Origin of the sequence: Streptomyces sp. NBC_00986, assembly GCF_045162565.1 — a bacterium.
In the GTDB taxonomy this organism is placed as follows: Bacteria; Actinomycetota; Actinomycetes; order Streptomycetales; family Streptomycetaceae; genus Streptomyces.
The window spans coordinates 1614492-1637917 of the sequence record NZ_CP108733.1 but is presented as its reverse complement, the minus strand read 5'-3'; the positions used below and the strand labels follow the sequence as shown (position 1 = coordinate 1637917).

Annotated in this window: 21 protein-coding genes; 9 read left to right on the top strand and 12 right to left on the bottom strand. The window is 70.5% G+C overall.

Translation table 11 applies throughout. The features are described 5' to 3' along the window. The first annotated feature begins 91 nt into the window (after positions 1–91). Positions 92–451 carry a cupin domain-containing protein gene (locus OG504_RS07285; RefSeq protein WP_405988990.1) on the top strand — a complete coding sequence of 120 codons (360 nt, stop codon included), beginning with the start codon at positions 92–94 and terminating at the stop codon, positions 449–451. Positions 452–501: 50 nt separating this feature from the next. Here OG504_RS07285 and OG504_RS07280 read toward each other — a convergent pair whose 3' ends face one another. Beyond that, the gene (locus tag OG504_RS07280; RefSeq protein WP_405988989.1) at positions 502–1485 is read right to left on the bottom strand and encodes a D-cysteine desulfhydrase family protein; all 984 of its coding nucleotides are present in this window, start codon (positions 1483–1485) and stop codon (positions 502–504) included. Between the two features lie 121 nt (positions 1486–1606). Here OG504_RS07280 and OG504_RS07275 point away from each other — a divergent pair, with 121 nt between their 5' ends. Next, positions 1607–2308, top strand: a complete 702-nt coding sequence (locus OG504_RS07275) for an SDR family oxidoreductase (protein WP_405988988.1) — start codon at positions 1607–1609, stop codon at positions 2306–2308. A gap of 30 nt (positions 2309–2338) precedes the next feature. Here the strand turns inward: OG504_RS07275 and OG504_RS07270 are convergent, their stop codons facing one another. Both OG504_RS07270 and OG504_RS07265 read right to left on the bottom strand, forming a co-directional pair. Then, entirely contained in the window at positions 2339–3697 is a 1359-nt protein-coding gene (locus OG504_RS07270) for a vWA domain-containing protein (RefSeq protein WP_405988987.1), read from the bottom strand. Then, positions 3694–4551 carry an AAA family ATPase gene (locus OG504_RS07265; protein WP_405988986.1) on the bottom strand — a complete coding sequence of 286 codons (858 nt, stop codon included), beginning with the start codon at positions 4549–4551 and terminating at the stop codon, positions 3694–3696. The genes OG504_RS07270 and OG504_RS07265 overlap by 4 nt, the downstream gene beginning before the upstream one ends. A 162-nt stretch (positions 4552–4713) precedes the next feature. Between OG504_RS07265 and OG504_RS07260 the strand changes: the two genes are divergently transcribed. After that, the gene (locus OG504_RS07260; protein WP_405988985.1) at positions 4714–5283 is read left to right on the top strand and encodes a TetR/AcrR family transcriptional regulator; all 570 of its coding nucleotides are present in this window, start codon (positions 4714–4716) and stop codon (positions 5281–5283) included. A gap of 48 nt (positions 5284–5331) precedes the next feature. On the opposite strand, the gene OG504_RS07255 is transcribed toward OG504_RS07260, so the two are convergent. Continuing rightward, positions 5332–6231: an NAD-dependent protein deacetylase gene (locus tag OG504_RS07255; RefSeq protein ID WP_405988984.1), complete on the bottom strand. Its 900-nt coding sequence runs from the start codon at positions 6229–6231 to the stop codon at positions 5332–5334. A gap of 216 nt (positions 6232–6447) precedes the next feature. Between OG504_RS07255 and OG504_RS07250 the strand changes: the two genes are divergently transcribed. Then, on the top strand, positions 6448–6993 hold the full coding sequence (locus OG504_RS07250; protein WP_352113514.1) for an EF-hand domain-containing protein: 546 nt from the start codon (positions 6448–6450) through the stop codon (positions 6991–6993). 174 nt (positions 6994–7167) lie between these two features. On the opposite strand, the gene OG504_RS07245 is transcribed toward OG504_RS07250, so the two are convergent. Beyond that, on the bottom strand, positions 7168–8478 hold the full coding sequence (locus tag OG504_RS07245) for an FtsX-like permease family protein (protein WP_405988983.1): 1311 nt from the start codon (positions 8476–8478) through the stop codon (positions 7168–7170). Positions 8479–8481: 3 nt separating this feature from the next. Next, positions 8482–9264, bottom strand: a complete 783-nt coding sequence (locus OG504_RS07240) for an ABC transporter ATP-binding protein (protein WP_405988982.1) — start codon at positions 9262–9264, stop codon at positions 8482–8484. A gap of 256 nt (positions 9265–9520) precedes the next feature. Here OG504_RS07240 and OG504_RS07235 point away from each other — a divergent pair, with 256 nt between their 5' ends. Genes OG504_RS07235 through OG504_RS07220 form a run of 4 tightly spaced genes read left to right on the top strand, consistent with a single transcriptional unit; the run spans position 9521 to position 12422 of the window. Beyond that, positions 9521–10201: an ABC transporter permease gene (locus tag OG504_RS07235; protein ID WP_405988981.1), complete on the top strand. Its 681-nt coding sequence runs from the start codon at positions 9521–9523 to the stop codon at positions 10199–10201. After that, positions 10198–10869 (top strand): ABC transporter permease, encoded by a 672-nt coding sequence (locus OG504_RS07230; protein WP_405988980.1) that lies wholly within the window; start codon positions 10198–10200, stop codon positions 10867–10869. Before OG504_RS07235 ends, OG504_RS07230 begins: the two co-directional genes overlap by 4 nt. Further along, on the top strand, positions 10866–11804 hold the full coding sequence (locus OG504_RS07225; protein WP_405988979.1) for an ABC transporter substrate-binding protein: 939 nt from the start codon (positions 10866–10868) through the stop codon (positions 11802–11804). Before OG504_RS07230 ends, OG504_RS07225 begins: the two co-directional genes overlap by 4 nt. A gap of 39 nt (positions 11805–11843) precedes the next feature. Then, on the top strand, positions 11844–12422 hold the full coding sequence (locus tag OG504_RS07220) for a hypothetical protein (RefSeq protein ID WP_405988978.1): 579 nt from the start codon (positions 11844–11846) through the stop codon (positions 12420–12422). Between the two features lie 15 nt (positions 12423–12437). Here the strand turns inward: OG504_RS07220 and OG504_RS07215 are convergent, their stop codons facing one another. Beyond that, positions 12438–13592 carry a betaine/proline/choline family ABC transporter ATP-binding protein gene (locus OG504_RS07215; RefSeq protein ID WP_405988977.1) on the bottom strand — a complete coding sequence of 385 codons (1155 nt, stop codon included), beginning with the start codon at positions 13590–13592 and terminating at the stop codon, positions 12438–12440. 129 nt (positions 13593–13721) lie between these two features. Between OG504_RS07215 and OG504_RS07210 the strand changes: the two genes are divergently transcribed. After that, complete coding sequence (locus OG504_RS07210; protein WP_405988976.1) at positions 13722–16862, top strand: family 78 glycoside hydrolase catalytic domain; 3141 nt, start codon at positions 13722–13724, stop codon at positions 16860–16862. Here OG504_RS07210 and OG504_RS07205 read toward each other — a convergent pair. From OG504_RS07205 to OG504_RS07185, 5 genes are all read right to left on the bottom strand, one after another. After that, the gene (locus OG504_RS07205) at positions 16835–17503 is read right to left on the bottom strand and encodes a lactate utilization protein C (RefSeq protein ID WP_405988975.1); all 669 of its coding nucleotides are present in this window, start codon (positions 17501–17503) and stop codon (positions 16835–16837) included. The genes OG504_RS07210 and OG504_RS07205 overlap by 28 nt on opposite strands. Further along, a complete protein-coding gene (locus tag OG504_RS07200) occupies positions 17500–18987 on the bottom strand; it encodes a LutB/LldF family L-lactate oxidation iron-sulfur protein (protein WP_405988974.1) in 1488 nt (495 codons plus the stop codon). Before OG504_RS07200 ends, OG504_RS07205 begins: the two co-directional genes overlap by 4 nt. After that, positions 18984–19745: a (Fe-S)-binding protein gene (locus OG504_RS07195; RefSeq protein ID WP_405988973.1), complete on the bottom strand. Its 762-nt coding sequence runs from the start codon at positions 19743–19745 to the stop codon at positions 18984–18986. Before OG504_RS07195 ends, OG504_RS07200 begins: the two co-directional genes overlap by 4 nt. A 132-nt stretch (positions 19746–19877) precedes the next feature. Continuing rightward, entirely contained in the window at positions 19878–21329 is a 1452-nt protein-coding gene (locus OG504_RS07190) for a rhamnulokinase family protein (protein WP_405996271.1), read from the bottom strand. A gap of 8 nt (positions 21330–21337) precedes the next feature. Beyond that, a complete protein-coding gene (locus tag OG504_RS07185; protein WP_405988972.1) occupies positions 21338–23377 on the bottom strand; it encodes a bifunctional aldolase/short-chain dehydrogenase in 2040 nt (679 codons plus the stop codon). Positions 23378–23426: the final 49 nt, after the last annotated feature.

Here is a 23426-nt window from a genome sequence, read left to right as displayed (position 1 = left end):
CCCCGCCGGAGCGCCGGTGCCGTTCAAGGATGCCGGGAGACGGAGACCGGCCCCGGCCGTGCTCTGCGCGGCCGGAATGGAGGCAGCCGTCATGCTGGAAGTGAAGACGGTCGACAAGCCGGACGAGCGGCGTGACTTCCCCCGCGGCCACCTCGAAGCCGTCCACCTCAGCGGACTCGACTTCGCCATCGGTACCTTCGAGCCGGGTTGGCGCTGGTCCGAGTCCGTGGCACCGATCGCGGGAACCGAGAGTTGCCAGATCCACCACAACGGCTACGTGGTCCAGGGACGCATGCACCTCCTCATGGACGACGGCGGCGAGAGCGAAGTGGGTCCCGGCGACGTCTTCGTGTGCTCGCCCGGGCACGACGCATGGGTCGTCGGCGACGAACAGGCGATCGTGCACGACTTCGCGGGTGCCATGGCCACGGACTACGCGAAGGCTCCGTGACCGACCCGTGAGTGCGCGCCCGGCGGCACCGCACCCGCCGGGCTCGTACGTCACGCCTCGTACCGGACGACCTGCCCCTCGGCGTACGCAAGCGCCTCCCCGTGCCCGAACAAGCCGGGCAGCCCGCCCGTGTGGACGAACACGGTCCGCTCGCCCGGCCTGATGTCGCCGTCCCGGACGGCCGCGATCAGGCCGGCCATCGCGCGTCCCGTGTACGTCGGGTCGAGGACGAGCCCGGCGGTGCGGGCGGCGAGGGTGAGGGCCTCGGCGGTGGGGGCGGTGAGCGTCGCGTAGCCGCCGCCGATCTGGTCCCGTCGTACCCGTAGTCCCTCCGGTGAGGGCAGGCCCGCGAACTCGCTTACGGCGGGGGCCGGTTCGGGCAGCGCGCCCACGTCGACCCCGAGGACCGCCTCCGCCCCGAGCGCGACCACGAGCCCCGCCATCGTGCCGCCCGAGCCGAGCGCGACGACGGCGGTACGCAGATCGGGGAGCTGCCGGCGCAACTCCTCGCCGCAGCGCGCATAGCCGCGCGCGCCGAGCGCGCTGGAACCGCCGAACGGGATCAGCGCCGGCCTGGCGCCTGTCGTGCGCAATTGCTCGCAGACCTCGGCCGCCGCCCCGTCCAGTCCCGCCTGGTCCACATCGCCCGCCCAGGCGATCCGGGCGCCGAACAACCCGTCGAGGGCGAGGTTCCCCGAGCGCGACCCACCCGGCGAGCCGCGCAGCACCAGCACCACGTCCAGGCCCAGCCGCGCTCCGGCGGCCGCGGTCAGACGGGCGTGGTTGCTCTGCGGGGCGCCGGTCGTGACCAGGGTGTCCGCGCCCTCGGCGAGCGCGGCGCCCACGGTCCACTCCAGCTTGCGGATCTTGTTGCCGCCGCCTCCGAGGCCGGTCAGGTCGTCGCGCTTGATCCACAGGTCGTCCGGGCCGAGCCCGATCGCGGTGGCGAGTCTCGGCGCCGGTTCGACGGGGGTGGGGAAGGTGGCCAGTTCCACGCGCGGGGCGCTGTGCGGGTCGCTCATGGCGTCCATCATCGCGCGTCTCGGCGGCCGACCCGTTGGTGGGCTTGCCCCTGGAAACCGATCGGTTTACTGTGGTCGACATGAGGAAACCGATCGGTTTCCATCCTGCTTCGTCTCAGCTCAGGAGATCCCCATGACGAACATCGAAGGTTCCGTCGTCCTCGTCACCGGCGGCAGCCGCGGCATCGGCCGGGCACTGGTCGAGGCCCTGTACGAGCGCGGCGCGAAGAAGGTCTACGCCACCGCCCGCGACCCGAAGACCGTCACGCACCCGGACGCGGTACCGCTGGCACTGGAGGTCAGCGACCCCGCCTCCGTCGCGGCGGCGGCAGAGCAGGCGCAGGACGTCACCATCGTGATCAACAACGCCGGCGCGTCCGTGAACGCGAACTTCCTGGACTCGCCCGTCGAGGACGTCCGCCGCGAGTTCGAGACCAACTTCTATGGCCCGCTGCTCGTCACGCGCGCCTTCGTGCCGATCATCGAGCGCAACGGCGGCGGTCACATCCTCAACGTCCACTCGGTGCTGTCGTGGCTCGGCGTCCTGGGCTCCTACAGCGCGTCCAAGGCGGCCCTCTGGTCGCAGACCAACTCCCTGCGCCTGGACCTGAAGCCGCGCGGGATCGACGTCACCGGACTGCATGTCGGCTACGTCGACACGGACATGGCCGCGCATGTCGACGGGCCCAAGTCCACTCCCGAGAGCGTGGCGGCACAGGCCCTCGACGGCATCGAGGCCGGCGCCTTCGAGGTACTCGCCGACGACCTCACCCGCCAGGTCAAGGCCGGGCTCTCCGCCGAAGGAAGCGCGCTGTACCCGCAGTTGGCGGCCTAGCCGGACCGGCGGCCATCACATCGCCGATGCTCAGATCGGCAGCAACCGGCCGACCAACGCGCTCAGTTGCCGCACGTTCCGGCACTCGTGCATCTCGACCAGCTCCGCGTATGCGGGCGCGGCCGAGTCACCGGTGCCCCACTGCGTCCGCTGCTCGGGGTTCAACCAGTAGACACGGCGGGCCCGTTGGGTGATCTGCCGGACGGCCGGGAGATTCGGGTCGCTCATGTTGGTGCGGGCGTCACCGAGCACGAACACGGTCGTACGCGGGCCGACCGCGTCGCCGTACCGCTCCGCGAACTCGCCCAGGGCGACGCCGTAGTCACTGCTCCCGTGCCAGCCGGTGAGGGTGGCCTCGTCGCGGATGCGGGTGCCGAGGCCCTCGGGGTCGGCCGTGCCGTGCACGAGCAGCGGTGTCACCTCGTCGAGCCGGTTGACGAAGGCGAACACGCGCACCTTGCTGAACTGGTCGTGCAGCGCCTGCACCAGCAGCATCGTGAAGTCGGAGAAGCCCGACACCGAGCCCGACACGTCGCACAGCAGCACCAGTTCTGGCCGGACCGGCCGGCGCCGGCGCAGTACCGGCCGCATGGGCACCCCGCCCGTCGAGAGTGAGCCGCGCAGGGTGCGGCGGAGGTCGATCGTGCCCCGGGAGGCGCGGCGCCGGCGCGCGGCGAGGCGGGTGGCCAGCTTGCGGGCCAGGGGCTGAACTGCCCTGCGCAGTTCGGCCAGTTGGGCCCGTCCGGCGAACAGGAAGTCGACGCGGTCGGCAGTCGGCGCGATCGCCCGCCGGGCGATCTCGTCCCGGCCGCGCCGCTCGGCGACCCGCCGCCGCGCCTCCAGGGCGACCTGCCGCCGGAACCCCTCGATACGCTGCCGGATCTCGTCGTCCAGCAGCCGCTCGGTGAACCCGGACCGGCCCCCGCCCTCCGCCCGGATGCTCGTCCGCACGCGGGCCAGCAGCGTCTGCGGACGCAGCCACTCCAGGGTCTGGTGCGACGACCAGCCGTCCGACGTCGGGGAGTTGCCGTATCCGCCGAATCCGTCGACGGCCTCCGCCGCCAACTGCCCCATCAGCGCTCGGTCGTTGGCGGTGAGCGCCGCCGCGAGCCGGTCACGGAGGTCCTCGCGGTTGGTGGGCTCGCCCTGCGGTGCTCCGACACCGCGCGGGAAGTAGAGGTCGAAGACCGGGTCGAACACCGGGCGTTGGCCCGTGCCGTGCAGCAGCGTCGCGGCCAGTCCCTCGCGCAGCAGCTCGCGGTCGGCGAGCCCGAGCGCCTCCATGGCCATCGCCGCGTCCACGGTCTCACCGGTGCCGATGCGCAGACCGTGCGCGCGCAGCGCCCCGACGAGGCCCGTGAGCCGTTCGGTGACACCGGCGGCGGTCACACGGCGTCCAGGTCGAGCTTCGCGGCGGCGCGGAGGATGTCGTCCTGGTGCTTGAGGAGGACGCCGAGGGTGTCCCGTACGACCGTCTCGTCGAGGGTGTCGGCGCCGAGCGCCAGGAGGGTGCGGGCCCAGTCGATGGTCTCGGCCACCGACGGCACCTTCCGCAGCTCCATCTCGCGCAGCGCGCCGACCACCCGGACCACCGACTCGGCCAGCGCCGCACCGAGGCCAGGCACCTTCAGCCGTACGATCCGACGCTCCAACTCCTCGTCGGGGAAGCCGATATGGAGGAACAGGCAGCGGCGGCGCAGGGCCTCGGAGAGTTCGCGGCTCGCGTTCGAGGTGAGGACCACGAAGGGGCGGCGGGTCGCGGTGATCGTGCCCAACTCCGGGACGGTGACCTGGAAGTCGCTGAGGATCTCCAGCAGCAGGCCCTCCACCTCGACGTCGGCCTTGTCGGTCTCGTCGATCAGCAGGACCTTCGGGTCGTCGCCGCGGATCGCCGTGAGCAGCGGGCGGGGGAGCAGGAACTCCTCGCTGAAGATGTCGGTGCGGGTCTCGTCCCAGCTCTCGTCGCGGCCCGCGCTGATGCGCAGCAGCTGCTTGGCGTGGTTCCACTCGTACAGCGCCCGGGACTCGTCGACGCCCTCGTAGCACTGGAGCCGTACCAGCTCGGCGCCGGCGACCTCGGCGACGGCCTTGGCGAGTTCCGTCTTGCCGACACCGGCCGGGCCCTCGACGAGGAGCGGCTTGCCGAGGCGGTCGGCGAGGAAGACGGTCGTGGCGACCGCGGGCGAGGCCAGATAGCCGGTCTCGGCGAGGCGAGCGGCGACTTCGTCGACGGAACGGAACACGGGGCCTCCGGCGGATCGCGGGTGGTGCGGCGGGTGGTGCGTCGGTGTGCGGCAACATATCTAAGCGCTTGTTCACCTTCACTGTCACCCGGGATCAGGTGCCTGCGCAAGCTCGTACACCGATCGGTTTCCTCTTGGGGTGTTGCGCGGTAACCTCGGGGTATGGCCACGACAGACAAGGCGTCCCCTCGAGACCGGCTGCTCGATGCGGCGGCCGAGCTGTTCTACCGCGACGGCGTCTCCATCGGCGTGGAGGCGCTGTGCAAGTCCGCCGGGGTCTCGAAGCGGTCGATGTACCAGCTCTTCGACAGCAAGGACGAGGTCCTCGCCGCGAGCCTGGAGCGGCGCGCGCCCGGGTATGCGGCGCGACTGGCCCCCGGTGCGGACGACGCCGGTACGCCACGCGAGCGCATCCTGTACATCTTCGAGCAGGTGGAGAAGGTGTCGACCGAACCCGGGTTCATGGGGTGCCCCTATCTCGCCGCGCTGGTCGAGCTGAAGGATCCCGAGCATCCGGCGAGTGTGGTGGCCCGGGTGTCCAAGGAGCGGATGCAGGACGCGTTCCGGGTCCAGGCGGAGTTGGGCGGGGCACGTGAACCGGAGCTGCTGGCACGGCAGTTGATGCTGGTCTTCGACGGTGCGAATGCTCGGGCCGGAGCGAAGCTGGAGACGTTGGACGGGTTGACCGTCGAGACCGTGCGGACGTTGCTGGACGCGGCGGGGGTTGCCTGAACGGCGATCACCACCAGCGTGTCCGCGGTGCGCGGCACTACTTGTTCCTCAGTCCGTCGGCCCGCCGACCGGGATGCCGAGCCGGTCGGCGACGGTCGTCAGGGCCGATCCCAGCGGCAGCGCGACCCGGGTGCGGGCGTGCGGGTCGCCCCGGGTGGGGTCCCGGTTGACGATCAGCACCGGCTTGCCCTCCTGCGCCGCCTGACGGACGAACCGCAGCCCGGACATCACCGTCAGCGACGAACCGAGGACCAGCAGCGCGGTCGACTCGCGGACCAGCCGCCGGCAGTCCTCGACGCGCTGCGGCGGAACCGCCTCGCCGAAGAACACCACGTCCGGTTTGAGGACGCCCCCGCAGTCGGCGCACGGCACGACCTGGAAGTCCCCGACCTGCGCGTCGGTGAGGTCGGCGTCACCGTCCGGGTTGATCCCGGCGGCGACCGGGTCGTAGCCCGGGTTCTCGGCCTCCAGGCGCCGGGCGAGTTCGCGGCGCGGGCCGATGGCGCGGCAGGAGAGGCACACGACCCGGTCCAGACTGCCGTGGAGCTCCACGACGCCCTCGCTGCCGGCGGCCTGGTGCAGGCCGTCGACGTTCTGGGTGATCACGCCCGAGACGCGGGCGTCCCGGGCGAAGGCGGCAACCGCCAGGTGTCCCGCGTTGGGGCGGGCCCGCCCGAAGGTGCGCCAGCCGAGGTGACTGCGCGCCCAGTACCGGCGCCGCGCGTGCGCGCTCGCGGTGAAGTCCTGGTAGGTCATCGGGGTGTGCCGGCTCAGGCTCCCGCCCTCGCCCCGGTAGTCGGGGATGCCCGACTCCGTGGAGAGGCCCGCCCCGCTGAGCACCAGGACACCGCCGGCGCTCAGCGCGTCGACGACCGGCTCCAGGTCGGTGGTGCCGGGCAGCAGGTCCGCCGACGCGGGGGTCCAGCTGAGGGTGGGGCGCATGCGCATGCCGCAAGGGTACGGAATCGGCGGTGGCCTTCGGCGGGCGTGGACGCTTGCCGGGGTCCGTCCTCCGTCCGCCGCGGGCAAACCGGCGCCCGGCGCACCGGGCGGGCGCGTGGGCGCACGGGTGCCCGCCGCGGTGAGCGTGAGCGCCGTTGCGGGCCGGCCGGCCGCGGAAAGCATGTCCTCAGCACTGCAGTACTGCGAGCGAGGAGACATGTGATGTCCAGCGAGTTCCAACGGACCAAGCTGCGGGCCATGTTCGAGGCGTTCGACGCGGACGGCAACGGCTATCTGGAGGAGGCGGACTTCGTGGCCCTGGCGGACCGCTGGGGCCGACTGCCGCGAGTCAGGAGAGAGGGATCGGAACTGGCGGCGCGCGTGGACGGTGTGCTGAAGGGCTGGTGGCAGCATCTGTCGGAGACCGTGGACACGGACCGGGACGGCCGGATCGACATGGACGACATCCTCGCCATGGTCGACCACCTGCCGACCATCCCCGAGGCCGTCACCGCGACCGCCGACACCATCTTCGACGCGGTCGACGAGAACGCCGACGGGCGCATCTCGCGCGGCGAGCACCAGCGTCTCGTCGACACCTGGCACGGGCGGCCCGTGGAGACCGGCGGTGTCTTCGACCGGCTCGACCAGGACGCCGACGGCTACCTCAGCCGCCCCGAGTTCGCCGCGCTGTGGACCCAGTTCTGGATCAGCGACGACCCCGCCGAACCCGGCAACCTGATGTGCGGCCCGATCGGCGCCGGGTGAGACACCGGCGGCGGCCGTTCAGAGCCGGCCGCGCCGGGCCGCCCGCCAGGCGAGTCATATACCCCGGACCGCCGCAAGATCACGCCAACTGAAATGACGCCCGAGGGCCCAGCCGGACCGTAGGTCAAGGGGCAGCCGCCGTAGCGGCTGCCCCACTTTCCCGTCCGGCTTGACTCACGCGGCCAGTGCCACCGCCTCCACCGCCGGTGTACGCAGCACACGCCGGGCCGTCAGCAGGCTCGTCCCCAGGGTCACCGTCGCCGCCACCGCGACGACCGTCAGCCAGATCCCCAGCCCCTGGTGAGGGAGCACCGAGTCCGTGCGGACCATGGTGAACGGGATGATTCCCGCCAGCGCGGCCGCCGTGCCTGACAGGACGCCGGTGATGGTGAGGATCGCCGTCTCGGTGCCGACCGTGCGCAGCACCTGCCCCGGAGTCGCGCCCGCCAGGCGCTGCCCGCCGAACTCCCGGGCGCGGTAAGTCGTCGCCGCGTACAGGGAGTTGACCAGCATCACGCAGACGAAGACCACGATGATGCCGACGACCGTGAAGTTGAGGGTCTCCAGGTTCTTCGCGTCCACGGACTTCGTCAGGCCCGAGGCCCTCACCGCGTCGCTCTCCACCGCCTGCATGTACAGCGTCGCCGTGGACACCGCCGTGAACAGGATCAGCGACATCAGGATCCCGGCGAGCCGGTCGGCCCGCTCGCGCAGGTTGCGGACCGCCAACCACCCGCTCGCGCCGGTCAGTTGGAGCCGGTCCAGCAGGCCCTTCAGCAGCCGCGGCGCCAGCAGGGACAGGCCGACCGACAGCAGGATCGCCCCGTACGCCGGCGCCGCCATCAACGCCGCGTCCGTGGCGGAGAAGGCGAAGGTCGCCGTCACCGACACCACACCGGCGACGAGGACGGCGTAGGCGAGGAACGTCCGCGCCCGGCCCCGCCGCCGTTGCCCGCGCGTCGCCCGCCGTACGGCCAGGAACGCGGCGCCCGCGGACGCCAACAGCGTGATGCCCAGGCCCGATTGGAGCGCGAAGGGTCCGAAGGAGTAGTCGACGGAGCGGGCCACCTGACCACTGTCCTTGAACGCCCCGAGCAGAGCCCGGCCGCCGAGCATCGCGGGACCGACGGCGAGGACCGTGCCCAGCAGAGCGACCGCCACCGCCTCACCCACGACCATCCGCTTCAGCTGCGCGGGGGTCGCCCCCGAGCAGCGCAGGGTCTCCAACTCCCTCGACCGCTGACGGACGTTGACGGTCAGCGTCGAAGCGACGGCGAAGAACACCAGCAAGGTGCCGTAACCGCCGACGACACTCGCCGACGTGGACAGCGTGTCGACGCTGACCGAGTCGATGCCGTGCCGATTCGCCGTGTCCTGAAGGGAGTTGAACGTCATGATGATCGCCGCGCCGAGGAACGCGGCCAGCAGGGTGGCCAGGAAGCGGCCCGGCCGTTGCCGGACCGAGCGCATCGCCAGTACGAACATCGGTCACACCCCCGCCGTCATATCGTCGCCCAGGTGCGCGAGCCGCTCGGCGACCGCGTCGACGGTCGGCGCGTGCATCCGGCCGGCGAGCCGACCGTCCGCGAGGAACACCACCGAGTCGGCGTACGAGGCGGCGACCGGGTCGTGGGTCACCATCACCACGGTCCGGCCGTGCACCCGTACCGCCTCCTGCAACAGCAGCAGCACGCCCCGCGCGCTGCGCGTGTCCAGGGCGCCGGTCGGCTCGTCCGCGAAGATCACCCGGGGTTCGGTGACCAGGGCGCGGGCGATGGCGACCCGCTGCCGCTGACCGCCGGACAGCTGGTCGGGACGGTGACCGAGCCGGTCGCCGAGACCGACCGAGGTCAGCACCTCCTGGGCCCGCCGCCGGTCGACGCGCCGCCCCGCGAGCTTCAGCGGAAGGACGGTGTTCTGCGCGACGGTGAGCGTGTCGAGGAGGTTGTACTGCTGGAACACGAACCCGATCCGACTGCGCCGGAACCGCGTCAGCTCGGCCTCGCTCCCGCCCGTCATCTCCGCGCCGTCGACCATCACGATCCCGCTGTCCGGCCGGTCGAGCCCCGCCGCGCACTGCAACAGCGTCGACTTGCCGGACCCCGACGGCCCCATCACCGCCGTGAAAGTGCCGCGCTCCAGGCTCAGCGTGACCCCGTCCAGCGCGGTCACGGCGCTGTCGTCACGGCCGTAGGTCCTGCTCACCTTGACCAGCCGCAGCGCCTCGGCGGCGGGTCCCTTGTCCTGCGTGCGTCGTGCGGTGCGAAACATCGCCATCACCCTCCGTGCGGCACGCCCTGTGCCTCGCCAACGACGCTACGGAGAACGCCGGTTACGCACATTGGGCGCAGAACCCGTATCCCGGGGTGTACTCAGCGACACCCCCCGGCCGGGCCCGGTCCGTCCTACTGCGTCGAGGCATCGCGTCCCTCTCCACCTACGGGAACCCCTGACCGAAACCCCTGACCGACGCCCGTACGGGTCACCAGAACGCGCCGCCCCCGGCCCCGCCCGATGCAATGGACCTGTGACCGCGCCCCCGGACGACTGCCTCGCCCGCAACGAGTGGATCTGCGGCGAGTACCTGAGCACCCGCCGCCACATCCTCGTCGACGCGGTCGTCCAACATCTGCAACTGACCTCGGTCTCCGTGCTCATCGGCCTGGCGATCGCCCTCCCGCTCGCGGTGGTGGCCCGCCGCTGGGGCTGGGCCGCGGGACCGGTGCTCGCGGTGACGACGATCCTCTACACGATCCCGTCCCTGGCGATGTTCTCGCTGCTCCTGCCGGTCTACGGCCTCTCGGCCACCCTCGTCGTCGCCGGACTCGTCCTCTACTCACTCACCCTGCTGGTCCGCAACATCCTCGCGGGCCTGCGCGCCGTACCCGAAGAGACCCGACAGGCCGCACGCGGCATGGGCTACGGCCCGATCCGCCTCCTTCTCACCGTGGAACTGCCCCTCGCGCTCCCCGCCGCGATGGCAGGCCTCCGCATCGCCACCGTCTCGGCGGTCTCGCTGGTCACGGTCGGCGCGATCGTCGGCTTCGGGGGACTCGGCAACCTCATCTACGCGGGCATGAACACCTACTTCAAGGCACAGGTGCTCACCGCGTCCGTGCTGTGCGTGGTGATCGCGATCGTGGCCGACCTGCTCCTCCTGCTCGTGCAACGGCTCATCACCCCCTGGACGAGGGCGGTCCGCGGATGAACACCCTTACCGACGCCTGGCACTGGCTCACCGACTCCGCCCACTGGAGCGGTGACGACGGCATCTGGCACCGGCTCGCGCAGCACCTCGTCCTCACGGTCGTCTGCCTGGTCATCAGTTGCGTGATCGCGCTGCCGATCGCCCTCGTCCTCGGTCACCTCGGCAAGGGCGGCGCACTCGCCGTGAACATCTCCAACATCGGCCGCGCGGTGCCCACCTTCGCCGTCCTGGTCCTGCTGCTCCTGACCCCGATCGGCAAATGGGGCGAGGGACCCACCGTCGTCGCCCTCGTCCTGTTCGCCGTACCGCCCCTGCTCACCAACGCCTACGTCGGCATGCGCGAGGTCGACCGCGATGTGGTGCGGGCCGCGCGCGGAATGGGAATGACGGGCCGTCAGATGCTCTTCCGCGTCGAACTGCCGCTCTCCCTGCCGCTGTTGATGAACGGCGTACGGATCGCGGCCGTCCAACTCGTCGCCACCGCCACGATCGCCGCACTCGCGGGCGGCGGCGGACTCGGCCGCATCATCACCGCCGGCTTCAACCTCGCCAACACCGCGCAGGTGGTGGCCGGGGCGGTGCTCGTCGCCGTGTTCGCGTTGCTCGTCGAGGGCGTCTTCGAGGTCGCCGAACGGCTGGCGCCCCGGTGGGCGGGGAGAGCGCGATGAAGCGACGTGCGGCCGCGGCCGGTCTCCTCCTCCTGGTCACCGGTTGCTCGACCGGGCCGTCCCTGGAGAACAAGGGCGCTGTCACCGCGCCACCCGGCGACAGCCATCACCTGACCATCGGCTCGGCCGGATTCACCGAGAGCGACCTGCTCGCACAGATGTACGCGCTGCTGCTGAAGCAGGCCGGCTACAAGACCTCCCTGCTCACCGTCGCCAACCGCGAACTCTACGAACCGGCCCTGGAATCAGGGCAGATCGACGTCGTACCCGAGTACGCGGCCACCTTCGCCGACTGGCTCAACGCCAAGACCAACGGCCCCGACGCACCGGCCGTCGGCTCACCCGACCTCGCCACCACGATGAAGGCACTCCGCCGACTGGCCACACCCCGCGGCCTCACGGTCCTCGACCCCGGCAAGGCCGTCGACCAGAACGCCTTCGCCGTGGCCCGCTCGTACGCCGAGGAACACCGCCTCAAGACCCTCAGCGACCTTGGCGCCTCGGGGCTGAAGGTGCGGCTCGCGGCGGGTGACGAGTGTGTCCAACGGCCGTACTGCGAACCAGGGTTGAAGAAGGTCTACGGCATCGACATCACCGCCGTCGACCCGAAGGGCGTCGGCACGACCCAGGCGAAGAGCGCGGTGCAGAACGGCCAGGACCAGATGGTGCTGACCACGACGACCGACGCCACCCTCGACCAGTTCGGCCTGGTCCTCCTCACCGACGACAAGCACCTCCAGAACGCCGACTACGTCGTCCCGGTCGTCAACCGCTCCCGGGCGGGGAGCACCGGCGTGACCAAGGCGCTGGGGAAACTCAACGACGTTCTCACCACTGCGGACCTGGCCTCCATGAACCAACAGGTCGACAGCTGGCGGCGGTTGGCGCAGGACGTGGCTCGGACGTATCTCAAGGACAAGGGGCTGTTGAAGTGAGGCCGGGGCATTGTCAGTGCCGGCTTGTACGGTGCGGGCATGGGTGTTTATCTCGTCGATGTCGACGCGCAGGAGTGGTTCAGTGAGGACACGGGGGAAGGGGGCATGGGGGCCATCGCGAAGGGGCTCGACGCGGAGTTGGCGCGGCGCGGGCTGCCGCCGTACACGTCCGTGCCCGAGCGGGACACTGCCCCGGGCTTCGAGGAGAAGCTGAGCGCCTCCATGCGGGGGTTCGACGCGCTGTGCCGCGCCGAACTGACCCCTGCGGAAAGGGCGTTGCTCGGCGACTGGTCGGTGCTGGTACCGGTCTCGCTCGACGAGGAGATACGGCTGCCCATCGGCTCCGCGTACACGGACGAGACGGTGATCGTCGGCGCACCTCAGGTGCTCGCCCTCGCCGAGCGGCTGGCCGCGGTGCTCGAACTGCCCGTCGAGATACCGGAGGTGACGGGAAACCTGGACCTCACCTTCTGGTTCCTGGAGGGAGAGGCAGAGGAGTTGGCGGCCGCCCGTCCCGGTCCCTGGAGCCAGGACCTCGACACGGCCTTCTACGTGGCCCTGTACCTGCGCGCGGCCCAGCACGCGCTACGACGGGGCTGCCCCCTCACCTACTCCTGAGCCGGAGCGCGACCCTCACGCATCCGCCACCGAGTCGAAGTCCACCTGCCCCCGAGGCACCCCGAGCGCGTCCGCGTCCACGGACCGCCGGAGCGCCTCGTGCAGTTTCGCCGGAGTGAGCACTCCCAGGAAGCGCGCCCCGTCCAGCACGGCGACCCACCCGGCATCGTGCTGGAGCATCACGCCGAACGCCTGCTTCAACGGGGCACCTACGGGGACCCACGCGTTCATCCGGTGGGCGAGTTCACCGACCGTGCCGCCCGCGGTGAGTTCATCGGCCTTGACCCACCCCTGCAACTCGCCCTGCTCGTCTAGGACCACTGCCCACCGCGCGCCCTCCACCCGCAGCCGGTCGGCGGCCCGCTGCGCCTGCTCGTCCGCACGGGCGACCGGCGGCTGTTCCAGGTCGTCGGGCTCGATCTCCGTCACCGACAACCGCTTCAGCCCCCGGTCCGCGCCCACGAACTCGGCGACATACGGCGTCGCCGGCGTGCCGAGCACCGCGCCGGGGGTGTCGTACTGCTCGATCCGCCCCTGCCCGTACACGGCGATGCGGTCGCCGAGTCGTACCGCCTCCTCGATGTCGTGCGTGACCAGGAGCACCGTCTTACGCACGGCGGCCTGCATCCGCAGGAACTCGTCCTGCAACTGCTCCCGCACCACCGGGTCGACCGCGCCGAACGGTTCGTCCATCAGCAGCACCGGCGGATCGGCGGCGAGCGCCCGCGCCACCCCGACGCGCTGCCGCTGCCCGCCCGACAACTGCTCCGGGTAGCGCGGGCCGTACGTCTTCGGGTCGAGGCCCACCAGATCGAGCAGCTCCGCGGCCCGCTCCCGTGCCCTGGCCCGCTTCCAGCCGACCAGGGACGGCACGGTCGCCGTGTTGTCGAGGATCGTGCGGTGCGGGAAGAGCCCGACCTGCTGGATGACGTAGCCGATACGGCGGCGCAGGCGCACCGGGTCGACTCCGGCGATGTCCTCGCCGTTCACGAAGATCCGGCCGGAGGTGGGCTCGATGAGGCGGTTGACCATCATCATGGTCGTCGTCTTGCCGCAGCCGGACGGGCCCACCAGCGTGACGAGTTCGCCCTCGTTCACCTCGAAGGACAGCCCGTCCACGGCCGTCGTACCGTCCGGGTACCGCTTGCTGACCTGCTCGAACCGGATCATGTCCTCACGCTAACGGCGCCGGTCCGCCGCCGCCCTTCAACAGCGTCCCACCGGCTGGTGACGTGGGCACGCGGAGCCTGGAATGATCCGTAGCACCTCCATCTCCCGGCAGGCCGAAGGGACAGCGGCATGAACGACGGAGTCGACGGAGTCGACGCATCGGCCCGCTACGGAAGGCTGCGCCGCCGGACGTTGCTCACCACGGCGGCCGCCCTGAGCGTCGTCCCCGCGGCGATGGCGGGAGGCAGCGGCGGCGGAACCCCCTCCGCCGGCACCACGGTGTCGGGCCTGACCGTGGAACACCGCACCGACCCGCTCGGCGTCGACGCGGCACACCCGAGATTCGGCTGGCGCATGGCGTCCACCGCGCGGGGCCGGCACCAGACGGCGTACCGGATCAAGGTCGCCACCTCGCCGCGACACCTGACCCACGGCAGCGCCGACGTCTGGGACAGCGGCCGCGTCGACTCGGCGGACTCGGTCGCCGTCCGCTACTCCGGCCCCGAACTGCGCGCCTCGACCCGCTACCACTGGTCGGTCACGGTGTGGGACGAGCACGGCCGCGCCGTCACCGCAGCGCCCACCGCCCACTTCGAGACCGGCCTGCTCAGCACCGACGGCGTCACCGGCTGGGACGGCGCGCAGTGGATCGCCATGGCGGGCAAACGCCCGAACACCGTCGGCGCACCACTCCTGCGCAGCCAGACAGCACTGACGGGCGGGCAGGTCACCGAGGCCCGGCTGTACGTCTCCGCACTCGGTGTGTACGACGTGTACGTCAACGGCCAACGCGTCTCCGTGCCCCAGGGCGACAGCACCACGTACGAGTTCCTGCCCCCGGGCTGGACCAACTACGACACCACCGTCAACTACTTCACCTACGACGTCACGGACCTGCTCGCGGACCCGGCACAGGTCACCCTCGCCGCCGTGCTCGGCAACGGCTGGTACAACGGCCGCATCGCGGAGAACAGCACCCACTACTCGGCCGACGGCAACCCCCTGGCGCTCAAGGCGAAACTTCTCATCCGGTACGCCGACGGCTCCACCCAGGCGATCGTCACCGCACCCGGCGCCGACTGGCGAGCCACCGACACCGGCCCCTACCGCACCGACGACATCTACGACGGCCAGTTCTACGACGCCCGCAAGGAGCTCCCGGGTTGGACGGCGAACGGCTTCGACACCTCGGCCTGGTCGCCCGTCGAGGCTCAAGACCCTTTCCCCGAGGCCCAGTTGGTCGCCTATCCCGGCGAGAGCGCCCGCCTGATGCCCGAGTGGGACCGTAAGCCGCGCTCCGTCACCGTCTACACGGGAGTCACCGGCGTCACGGGAGCCGCGGGTCAGGAAGGCGGCAGCGCGAACGGCAAGGGCCGTATCGTCGTCGACCCCACCCGCACGGTCACCGACCCCGTGCGGGCGTCCACCGTCTCCGTCACCCTGCACCCCGGCGACACCGCCGTCATCGACCTCGGCCAGAACCTCGTCGGCGTGCCCCGCTACACCCTGCGAGGCCCGGCGGGCGCCCAAGTCGCCTTCAAACCGGGGGAGATGCTCAACGACGACAGCGCGGGCGCCGACGGCCCCGTGGGCTCGGTCTACCGCGCGAACCTCCGCACCGCCGAAGCCACCAGCACCTACATCCTGAAGGGCGACCCGGCGGGCGAGACCCACCAGGACTCGCTGACCTTCTACGGCTTCCGGTACGTCTCCGTCACCACGACCGAGACCGTCACCCTCGTCGAGCTCACGGGCAAGGCAGCCACCTCCGCCCTCCACGACATCGGCACCATCACGACCGACGACACCGACGTCAACCAGCTGATCAGCAACGTCCGTTGGGGCCAGCGCGGCAACTACCTCTGGATACCCACCGACTGCCCGCAACGCGACGAACGCCTCGGCTGGACCGGCGACACCCAGCTCTTCTCCAACACCGGCCTGTACAACACCGACGCGGTCTCCTTCCTCAGCCACTTCCAGGACACGTTGATCGACTCACAGCACAACTACGGTGCGGGCAGAGCCCAGTTCCCGTGGGTCGCCCCCGGCCACCGCTTCAGCCAGCCGCTCCCGGCGAGCGGCTGGGCGGACTGCGGGGTCGTCGTGCCGTGGACCGTGTGGCAGATGTCCGGTGACACCACGATCATCGACCGCAGTTGGGCGTCGATGACCAAGTACCTGGACTGGATCCGGAGTCGCACCGGCGACATCTACGCCGGCCAGGGCGCGATCTTCGGCGACTGGCTCGCCTTCCAGATCACCAGCACCCAGCTCATCAGCGACGTCTACTACGGCTACAGCGCCCACCTCATGGCCGACATGGCCCGCGCCACCGGCCGCACCGCCGAAGCAGCCACCTACCAACGGCTGTTCACCCACATCAAACGGGCCTTCATCACCAAGTACTTCGCCACCGACGCCCTCACCGGACAGCTGACCGTCCGGTCGAGCCTCGGCGACCCACCGCCGCACACCCCCGGCAACAGCGCCGGCAAGACCGAGGACGACACCCAGACCGCCCTGCTCTGGATCCTCAAACTCGGCTTCTACGACACCGAGTCGCAGCACCGCCAACTGGTCACCCTGCTCACCGACAACATAGGCAACAGCCCGGCCTACAAGGCGGCCCACCCCGACAGCACCCGCGTCGACTACCCGGAGAACACCCTCGCCGTGGGCTTCCTCGGCGTGAACGTCATCGCCCCCGTCCTCACCGACGAGGGCCGCGCCGACCTTGCGTACAGCCTCCTCCACCAGAACGCGATGCCGTCCTGGCTGTACTCGGTGGCCAACGGCGCCACCACGGTCTGGGAGCGCTGGAACTCGTACTCGAAGCAGGACGGCTTCGGCCCGGTCGACATGAACTCCTTCAACCACTACTCCTACGGCGCGATCATGGAGTGGATGTACGAGAGCATGGCCGGCATCGCCAAGGACCCCGAACACCCGGGCTTCCAGCACTTCTTCCTCCAGCCGCACATCGACCCGACCGGCCGGATCACGAAGGTGCGCGGCTCACACGTCTCTCCCTACGGCGAGATCGTCAGCGAATGGAGCGTGCGGGACGGCAAGTTGACGTACCGGGCGGTCGTCCCCGCGAACAGCACGGCGACCCTGCGCATCCCCACCGCCGACCCGTCGACCGTCCACGAGGACAGACGGCCCCTGGCCGAGGCGCTGGGCGTGGAGTTCCTCGGCCTCGCGGACGGCACCGCGTCCTACCAACTGCCGTCCGGCAGCTACGAGTTCACCTCCACGCTGGCCTGACCACTCACCAGCACCACCTCCAGGGTGCGCGGACCGTGCACCCCCTCGACCCGGTCCAGCTCGATGTCACTGGTCGCGGAGGGACCGGAGATCCAGGTCAACGGGCGTGTGGGGTCGAGGCGTTCGAGCGCCTGGGGGACCGAGGAGACCACCTGGTCCGGCACCCGTACGACACAGATGTGATGGTCGGGGACGAGCGTGATCCGGCGGCGGCCCTGGTCCGGGCCGCCGTCCAGGACGATGGTGCCGGTCTCGGCGACGGCCACCGCACACGCCGTGACCACACTGTCGACCCGGTCCAGCTCGGCCGGGGTGCTCTCGGCCCGGTCCGCGACCTGTCCGACGTCGGCCGCCGCGAGCCAGGCAGGCTCAAGCCCCGGCGGTACGGCGACGGTCTTCGAGCCCCGCTCGGCGAGCAACCCGGCGATCACGGCGGCCAGTTCGGCCTCCGTGCACCGGTGCACGAGCGCCCGGTAGTCGGCGAGATTCTCGGCGAGCAGCTCCACCGTCTGCTCGACACTCCGGTCCCCGTGCTCGCGCAGATAACCGCGCTCGAAGGCCTGCTCGTAAGGCGTGTCGTCCTGCGGTACGTCCGCGAGCGCGCGCTCCACGCGGCCCAAGATCCGTTCCCTGCTGCTCACTTGGCCTTGTCCTTTCCACCGTTGGTGCGCTGCCACCAGTCGCGGAACGGCTCCGCCGGTACGGCGGGCAGATCCCGGGTCCCGCTCCACGCCTTGCCGGGTCCTGGCAGGGTCCGTGGATGGAAGCGCCGGGTGCGGGACGCGAGCCGCTGGCCGGTGCGCAGGGCGCCCGGGTGGGTGAACGTCCAGCGGGCCGCCCGCATGGCCGCGCGCTCGGCGGCATGGCCCTTGGCGGGTTGCAGGACGACCTTGTTGCCCTCGCGGGTCACCGGCCCGCCCTCCACGATCCGCTCCCGCAGATGCACCAGCACCTCGGGGATGTCGATGGCGACCGGACACACCTCGTAGCAGGCACCGCACAGGGAGGAGGCATACGGCAACGAGGCGTCGATCTCGCTTGCCGTGCCCCGGAGTTGGGGGCTGAGGATCGCGCCGATCGGGCCCGGGTAGACCGAGCCGTAGGCGTGACCGCCGGCCCGCTCGTACACCGGGCAGACGTTCAGACAGGCCGAGCAGCGGATGCAGCGCAGGGCCTGGCGGCCGACCTCGTCGGCGAGGGTGTCGGTGCGGCCGTTGTCGAGCAGGACCAGGTGGAAGCTGCGCGGACCGTCCCCGTCCGTCGTACCCGTCCACGTGCTGGTGTACGGGTTCATGCGCTCGGCGGTCGAGGAGCGGGGGAGGGTCTGCAGGAACACCTCCAGGTCCTGCCAGGTGGGCACGATCTTCTCGATGCCGACGACCGAGATCAGCGTCTCCGGGAGGGTGAGGCACATCCGGCCGTTGCCCTCGGACTCCACGACGACGAGCGTGCCGGTGTCCGCGACCATGAAGTTGGCGCCGGAGACGCCGACTTTGGCCCGCAGGAACTTCTCGCGGAGGTGGAGGCGGGCGGCCTCGGCGAGTTCGGCGGGCGTGTCGGTCAGCCCGTCCGGCGCCGGGCGGCCCCACTCGCTCATCTCGCGGGCGAAGATCTCCCGGATCTCACCGCGGTTGCGGTGGATCGCGGGGACCAGGATGTGCGAGGGGCGGTCCTTGCCCAACTGCACGATCAGCTCGGCGAGATCGGTCTCGTAGGCGCGGATGCCCGCAGCCTCCAGGGCTTCGTTGAGCCCGATCTCCTGCGTGGCCATCGACTTGACCTTGACGACCTCCGACTCGCCCGTCTCCTTGACGAGTCGAGTCACGATCCGGTTGGCCTCGTCGGCGTCGGCGGCCCAGTGGACGGTGCCGCCCGCCGCCGTCACCGACTCCTCCAACTGGACCAGATACCGGTCGAGATGACGGAGGGTGTGGTCCTTGATCTGCTTGCCGGCCTCGCGCAGGGCGGCCCAGTCGGACAGCTCGGCCACGGCCTTGGCCCGTTTGGCACGGATCGTGTGGGTGGCGTGGCGCAGATTTCCGCGCAGGGTCTGGTTGTTGACGGCCTCGTGCGCGGCCACGGGGAAGGCCGGGAACGCGGGCATCCCGACGAACGTCTCGCTCATGCGCCCGCCTTCTCTTCCGTCTCCGTCGCGGCCAGAATCTCGGCGATGTGCACCGGCCGCATGTCGGTGTGCAGCCGGGCCATCGTGCCGCCGATGTGCATGAGGCAGGAGTTGTCCGCAGCGCACAGCACCTCGGCACCCGTCGACTCGGCGTTGCGCACCTTGTCGGCGCCCATCGCCGCCGAGACATCGGCGTTCTTCACGGCGAACGTCCCGCCGAACCCGCAGCACTCGTCCGCACCGGGCAGCTCGACCAACTCCAGCCCCTTGACGGCCTGGAGAAGCTTGAGCGGCCGGTCACCGAGCCCGAGGCTGCGCAACCCGTGGCAGGTGGGGTGGTAGGTCACCTTGTGCGGGTAGCAGGCGCCGACATCCGTCACGCCGAGCACGTCCACGAGGAACTCGGTCAGCTCGTACGTCTTCGGCACCACCGGCGCCAACGTGGCCGCGAGAGTCTCCCCGCGCCCCTCGGCCCGGGCCCGCTCGCCCATGCGCGGATACAGCTCCCGCACCATCGCCCCGCACGACCCGGAGGGCGTGACGATCGCCTCGTACTCCCCGAAGACATCGGAGAAATGCCGGGCGAGCGGCTCGGCCTCATGACGGTAACCGGTGTTGTAGTGCGCCTGCCCGCAGCACGTCTGCGCCATCGGGAAGTCGACCTCGACGCCCAGCCTGGTCAGCAGTTTCACCACGGCGCGCCCGGTGTCCGGATAGAGCGTGTCGTTGACGCAAGTCAGGAACAGGGCGACACGCATCGCGGCTCCTTAGTGGTCGATCATCGGATGGATGCAGCGTAGTCGGAGGTCACCGTCAGGGGGAGTCCCCGGTTCACCGCGCGCCGAGCCGGGCCGCCGAGCCGGAGGGCACCGTCTCATCGAGCCCCGGGCTCACCGGGCGGCGAGCCGGGCCTCCGCCGCCCGCCACCGGGCGGTGCCGCCCTGAGGTTCATAGCGGGTCGACGGCTGGGTACGGGCGAGCAGCCCCCGCATCCCGGCCAGGTCACCCACCAGCCCGTGGGCCCGCGCCTGGACGAGCACATTACCGAGGGCGGCGGCCTCCGTAGGACCCGCCACCACCGGCAACCCGCAGGCGTCGGCGGTCAGTTGGCACAACAGAGCGTTGCGCGTACCCCCACCGACAATGTGCACCACATCGACTCCGCGCCCGGCGAGTTCCTGGGCGTCGCAGACCGCCCGCCGATGAGCGAGCGCGAGGGAGTCGAGGATGCACCGCGTGATCTCCGCCCGGGACTCCGGCACCGGCTGCCCGGAACCGCGACACGCGTCGGCGATCCGCTCCGGCATCCGCCCCGGTGCCAGGAACGCCGAGTCCCCCGCGTCCACGACCGACCGCAGCGCCGGCACCCGAGCAGCCCCGCGCAGCAACTCGCCCAACTCCGGCTCGCCCCAGGCCCGTACGCACTCCTGAAGCAGCCACAGCCCCATGATGTTGCGCAGATAGCGGACCGTACCGTCGAGCCCCAGCTCATTGGTGAAGTTGGCGGCACGACTGGCCTCGCTGAGCACGGGCGCGTCGAGCTCCAGCCCGGCCAGGGACCAGGTACCGGTACAGATATAGGCGAACCGCTCCTCAACTGCCGGAACAGCGGCAACAGCTGACGCCGTGTCATGCGACCCCACCGCAGTCACCGGTACGGGCCCCCGAAGCCCCGTCTCCTCCACCACCTCGTCCCGCAACACCCCGGCAGGATCGCCCGGTTGCCGCAACGACGCGAACAGGCCGAGGTCGATACCGAGCCGCGAGGCGATGTCGTACGCCCAGTCGCGCGTCCGGGGATCGATGAGCTGGGTGGTGGAGGCGTTGGTCAGCTCGGTTCCCTGCTCGCCGGTGAGCCAGTACGACAGCAGATCAGGGACGAGCAACAGCCTCTCCGCGTGCGCCAGTTGGGCAGAGTCGCGAGCGGCGGCCAGCTGATACAGGGTGTTGAACGGCGCGTACTGCAACCCGGTGGACGAGTACAACTCATCCACCGGCACGGTCGCCCACACCTTCTCGGCGACGCCCTCCGTGCGGGCGTCCCGATAGTGCACGGGATTGCCCAACAACGCCCCGTCCGCGTCCAACAGTCCGTAGTCCACGGCCCAGCTGTCGATACCGACCGAGTCGAGCCGCCCGCCGGTGAGTACACCCGCGGCCCGGAGCCCGTCCAGGACACCGGCGTACAGCGAGAGGATGTCCCAGCGCAGCCCTTCAGGCGTACGAACAGGCCGGTTGGGAAAACGATGGGCCTCCGTCAACTCCAGGGAGTGGGCTCCGACGCGGCCGACCATGACCCGCCCACTGGACGCGCCGAGGTCGACCGCGGCGTACGAGTTCACGTCTGCGCTCACCGAAGGAAGGCGGCCGCAACGCCGGCGTCGACCGGGACGTGCAGCCCGGTGGTGTGGGTCAAGTCCCCACCGGTGAGGGCGAAGACGGCGTTGGCGACATGCTCCGGCAGCACCTCACGCTTGAGGATGGTCCGCTGGGCGTAGAACTCGCCGAGCTTCTCCTCCTCGATCCCGTAGGTCGCCGCCCGCTGCGCACCCCAGCCCCCCGCGAAGATGCCCGAGCCCCGCACGACACCGTCCGGGTTGATCCCGTTGACCCGGATACCGTGCTCGCCCAACTCGGCGGCGAGCAGCCGTACCTGATGGGCCTGGTCGGCTTTGGTGGCCGAGTAGGCGATGTTGTTGGGCCCGGCGAACACGGCGTTCTTGGAAGCGATGTACAGAATGTCGCCCCCGAGCCCCTGCGCGATCATCGCCCGCGCGGCCTCTCGCGAAACGAGGAACGACCCACGGGCCATGATGTCGTGCTGCAGATCCCAGTCCCGAGCCGAAGTCTCCAACAGGGGCTTGGAGATGGAGATCCCGGCATTGTTGACGACGAGATCGACCCCACCGAAGGCAAGCAGGGCAGCCTTGAAGGCATCCGCGATCTGCCCTTCGTCCGTCACATCGACAGTGACGGCAACGGCCTTGTCGGGCCCACCCAGTTCCTCCGAAACGGCCTGCGCACTATCGGAGTTGAGATCCGCAACGACAACACAGGCGCCCTCGTCGACCAACCGCCGGGCGATGGCCTTCCCGATCCCGCTCCCCGCACCGGTGACGAGCGCGACCCGAGTGGCAAGCGGCTTCGGCTTGGGCATCCGCTGGAGCTTGGCCTCCTCCAACGCCCAGTACTCGATACGGAACTTCTCCGACTCCTCGATCGGCGCGTACGTGGACACGGCCTCGGCCCCACGCATCACGTTGATGGCGTTGACGTAGAACTCACCGGCCACCCGCGCCGTCTGCTTGTCCTTGCCGAACGAGAACATCCCCACACCGGGGATCAGCACGATCGCGGGGTCGGCACCACGCATCGCGGGGGAGTCGGGCAGAGCGTGCCGCCGGTAGTAGGCGGCGTACTCCTCGCGATAGGCGGAATGCAGCTCCTTCAGCCGAGCGATGGCCTCGTCCAGCGGAGCGGTGGGTGGCAGATCGAGAACGAGCGGCCTGACCTTGGTCCGCAGAAAGTGATCGGGGCAGGAGGTACCGAGCGCGGCAAGCCGGGGATGCTCGGCCCGAGCAAGAAAATCAAGCACGACCTCGGAATCGGTGAAGTGCCCCACCTGCGCCCGGTCTTGAGAGGCGACAGCACGAACATACGGCGCAAGCGCGGCCCCCCGCTCCCGCCGCTCACCCTCGGGCAGCGCACCGTACCCATCCACGACGGGCCCAAAGGGTTCCGCCTTCCCCCGCTCGACGAGAAACGCCTCGGCGGTCCGGATGATGTGCAGCGAGTTCCGCTCACACTCCTCGGAGCTGTCACCCCAAGCGGTGATCCCGTGCCCCCCGAGGACACACCCCACGGCCTGCGGATTGGCCGCCTTCACGGCAGCGATGTCCAGCCCCAACTGAAATCCGGGCCGCCGCCAGGGCACCCACACCACGCTGTCCCCGAAACACTCGGCGGTCAGCTTCTCCCCATCAGCGGCACAGGCAAGCGCGATCCCCGAGTCCGGATGCAGATGATCGACATGCGCCGCGTCCACGAGCCCATGCATGGCGGTGTCGATCGAAGGCGCCGCGCCCCCCTTACCGTGCAGGCAGTAGTCGAACGCGCCCACCATCTCGTCCTCGCGCTCAACCCCCGGATACACGTCGACCAACGCCCGCATCCGATCCAGCCGCAACACAGCGAGCCCACCCTCGGTGAGCGTCCCAAGGTCCCCTCCGGACCCCTTGACCCACATCAACTCGACGTCCCCGCCGGTGACGGGATCGGTGTCGACGCCCCTGGCGGAGGTATTCCCGCCGGCGTAGTTGGTATTACGAGGATCAGAACCAAGCCGATTGGAACGAGCAAGCAGAGCAGCAGCTTCGGGGTGCGGAACCATGAACTTCCAGTCCTTTTCGAGAGAGGTGAGCTTTACCCCTTGGGGGCGC

What these genes read in the sequence shown, in the direction of transcription:
- OG504_RS07285 (WP_405988990.1), top strand. Translation starts at nt 92, where the DNA reads ATGCTGGAAGTGAAGACGGTCGACAAGCCGGACGAGCGGCGTGACTTC.
- OG504_RS07230 (WP_405988980.1), top strand. Translation starts at nt 10,198, where the DNA reads ATGAACACCCTTACCGACGCCTGGCACTGGCTCACCGACTCCGCCCAC.
- OG504_RS07215 (WP_405988977.1), bottom strand. Translation starts at nt 13,592, where the DNA reads ATGATCCGGTTCGAGCAGGTCAGCAAGCGGTACCCGGACGGTACGACG.
- OG504_RS07220 (WP_405988978.1), top strand. Translation starts at nt 11,844, where the DNA reads ATGGGTGTTTATCTCGTCGATGTCGACGCGCAGGAGTGGTTCAGTGAG.
- OG504_RS07280 (WP_405988989.1), bottom strand. Translation starts at nt 1,485, where the DNA reads ATGATGGACGCCATGAGCGACCCGCACAGCGCCCCGCGCGTGGAACTG.
- OG504_RS07240 (WP_405988982.1), bottom strand. Translation starts at nt 9,264, where the DNA reads ATGTTTCGCACCGCACGACGCACGCAGGACAAGGGACCCGCCGCCGAG.
- OG504_RS07185 (WP_405988972.1), bottom strand. Translation starts at nt 23,377, where the DNA reads ATGGTTCCGCACCCCGAAGCTGCTGCTCTGCTTGCTCGTTCCAATCGG.
- OG504_RS07260 (WP_405988985.1), top strand. Translation starts at nt 4,714, where the DNA reads ATGGCCACGACAGACAAGGCGTCCCCTCGAGACCGGCTGCTCGATGCG.
- OG504_RS07255 (WP_405988984.1), bottom strand. Translation starts at nt 6,231, where the DNA reads ATGCGCATGCGCCCCACCCTCAGCTGGACCCCCGCGTCGGCGGACCTG.
- OG504_RS07275 (WP_405988988.1), top strand. Translation starts at nt 1,607, where the DNA reads ATGACGAACATCGAAGGTTCCGTCGTCCTCGTCACCGGCGGCAGCCGC.
- OG504_RS07200 (WP_405988974.1), bottom strand. Translation starts at nt 18,987, where the DNA reads ATGAGCGAGACGTTCGTCGGGATGCCCGCGTTCCCGGCCTTCCCCGTG.
- OG504_RS07245 (WP_405988983.1), bottom strand. Translation starts at nt 8,478, where the DNA reads ATGTTCGTACTGGCGATGCGCTCGGTCCGGCAACGGCCGGGCCGCTTC.
- OG504_RS07250 (WP_352113514.1), top strand. Translation starts at nt 6,448, where the DNA reads ATGTCCAGCGAGTTCCAACGGACCAAGCTGCGGGCCATGTTCGAGGCG.
- OG504_RS07195 (WP_405988973.1), bottom strand. Translation starts at nt 19,745, where the DNA reads ATGCGTGTCGCCCTGTTCCTGACTTGCGTCAACGACACGCTCTATCCG.
- OG504_RS07225 (WP_405988979.1), top strand. Translation starts at nt 10,866, where the DNA reads ATGAAGCGACGTGCGGCCGCGGCCGGTCTCCTCCTCCTGGTCACCGGT.
- OG504_RS07210 (WP_405988976.1), top strand. Translation starts at nt 13,722, where the DNA reads ATGAACGACGGAGTCGACGGAGTCGACGCATCGGCCCGCTACGGAAGG.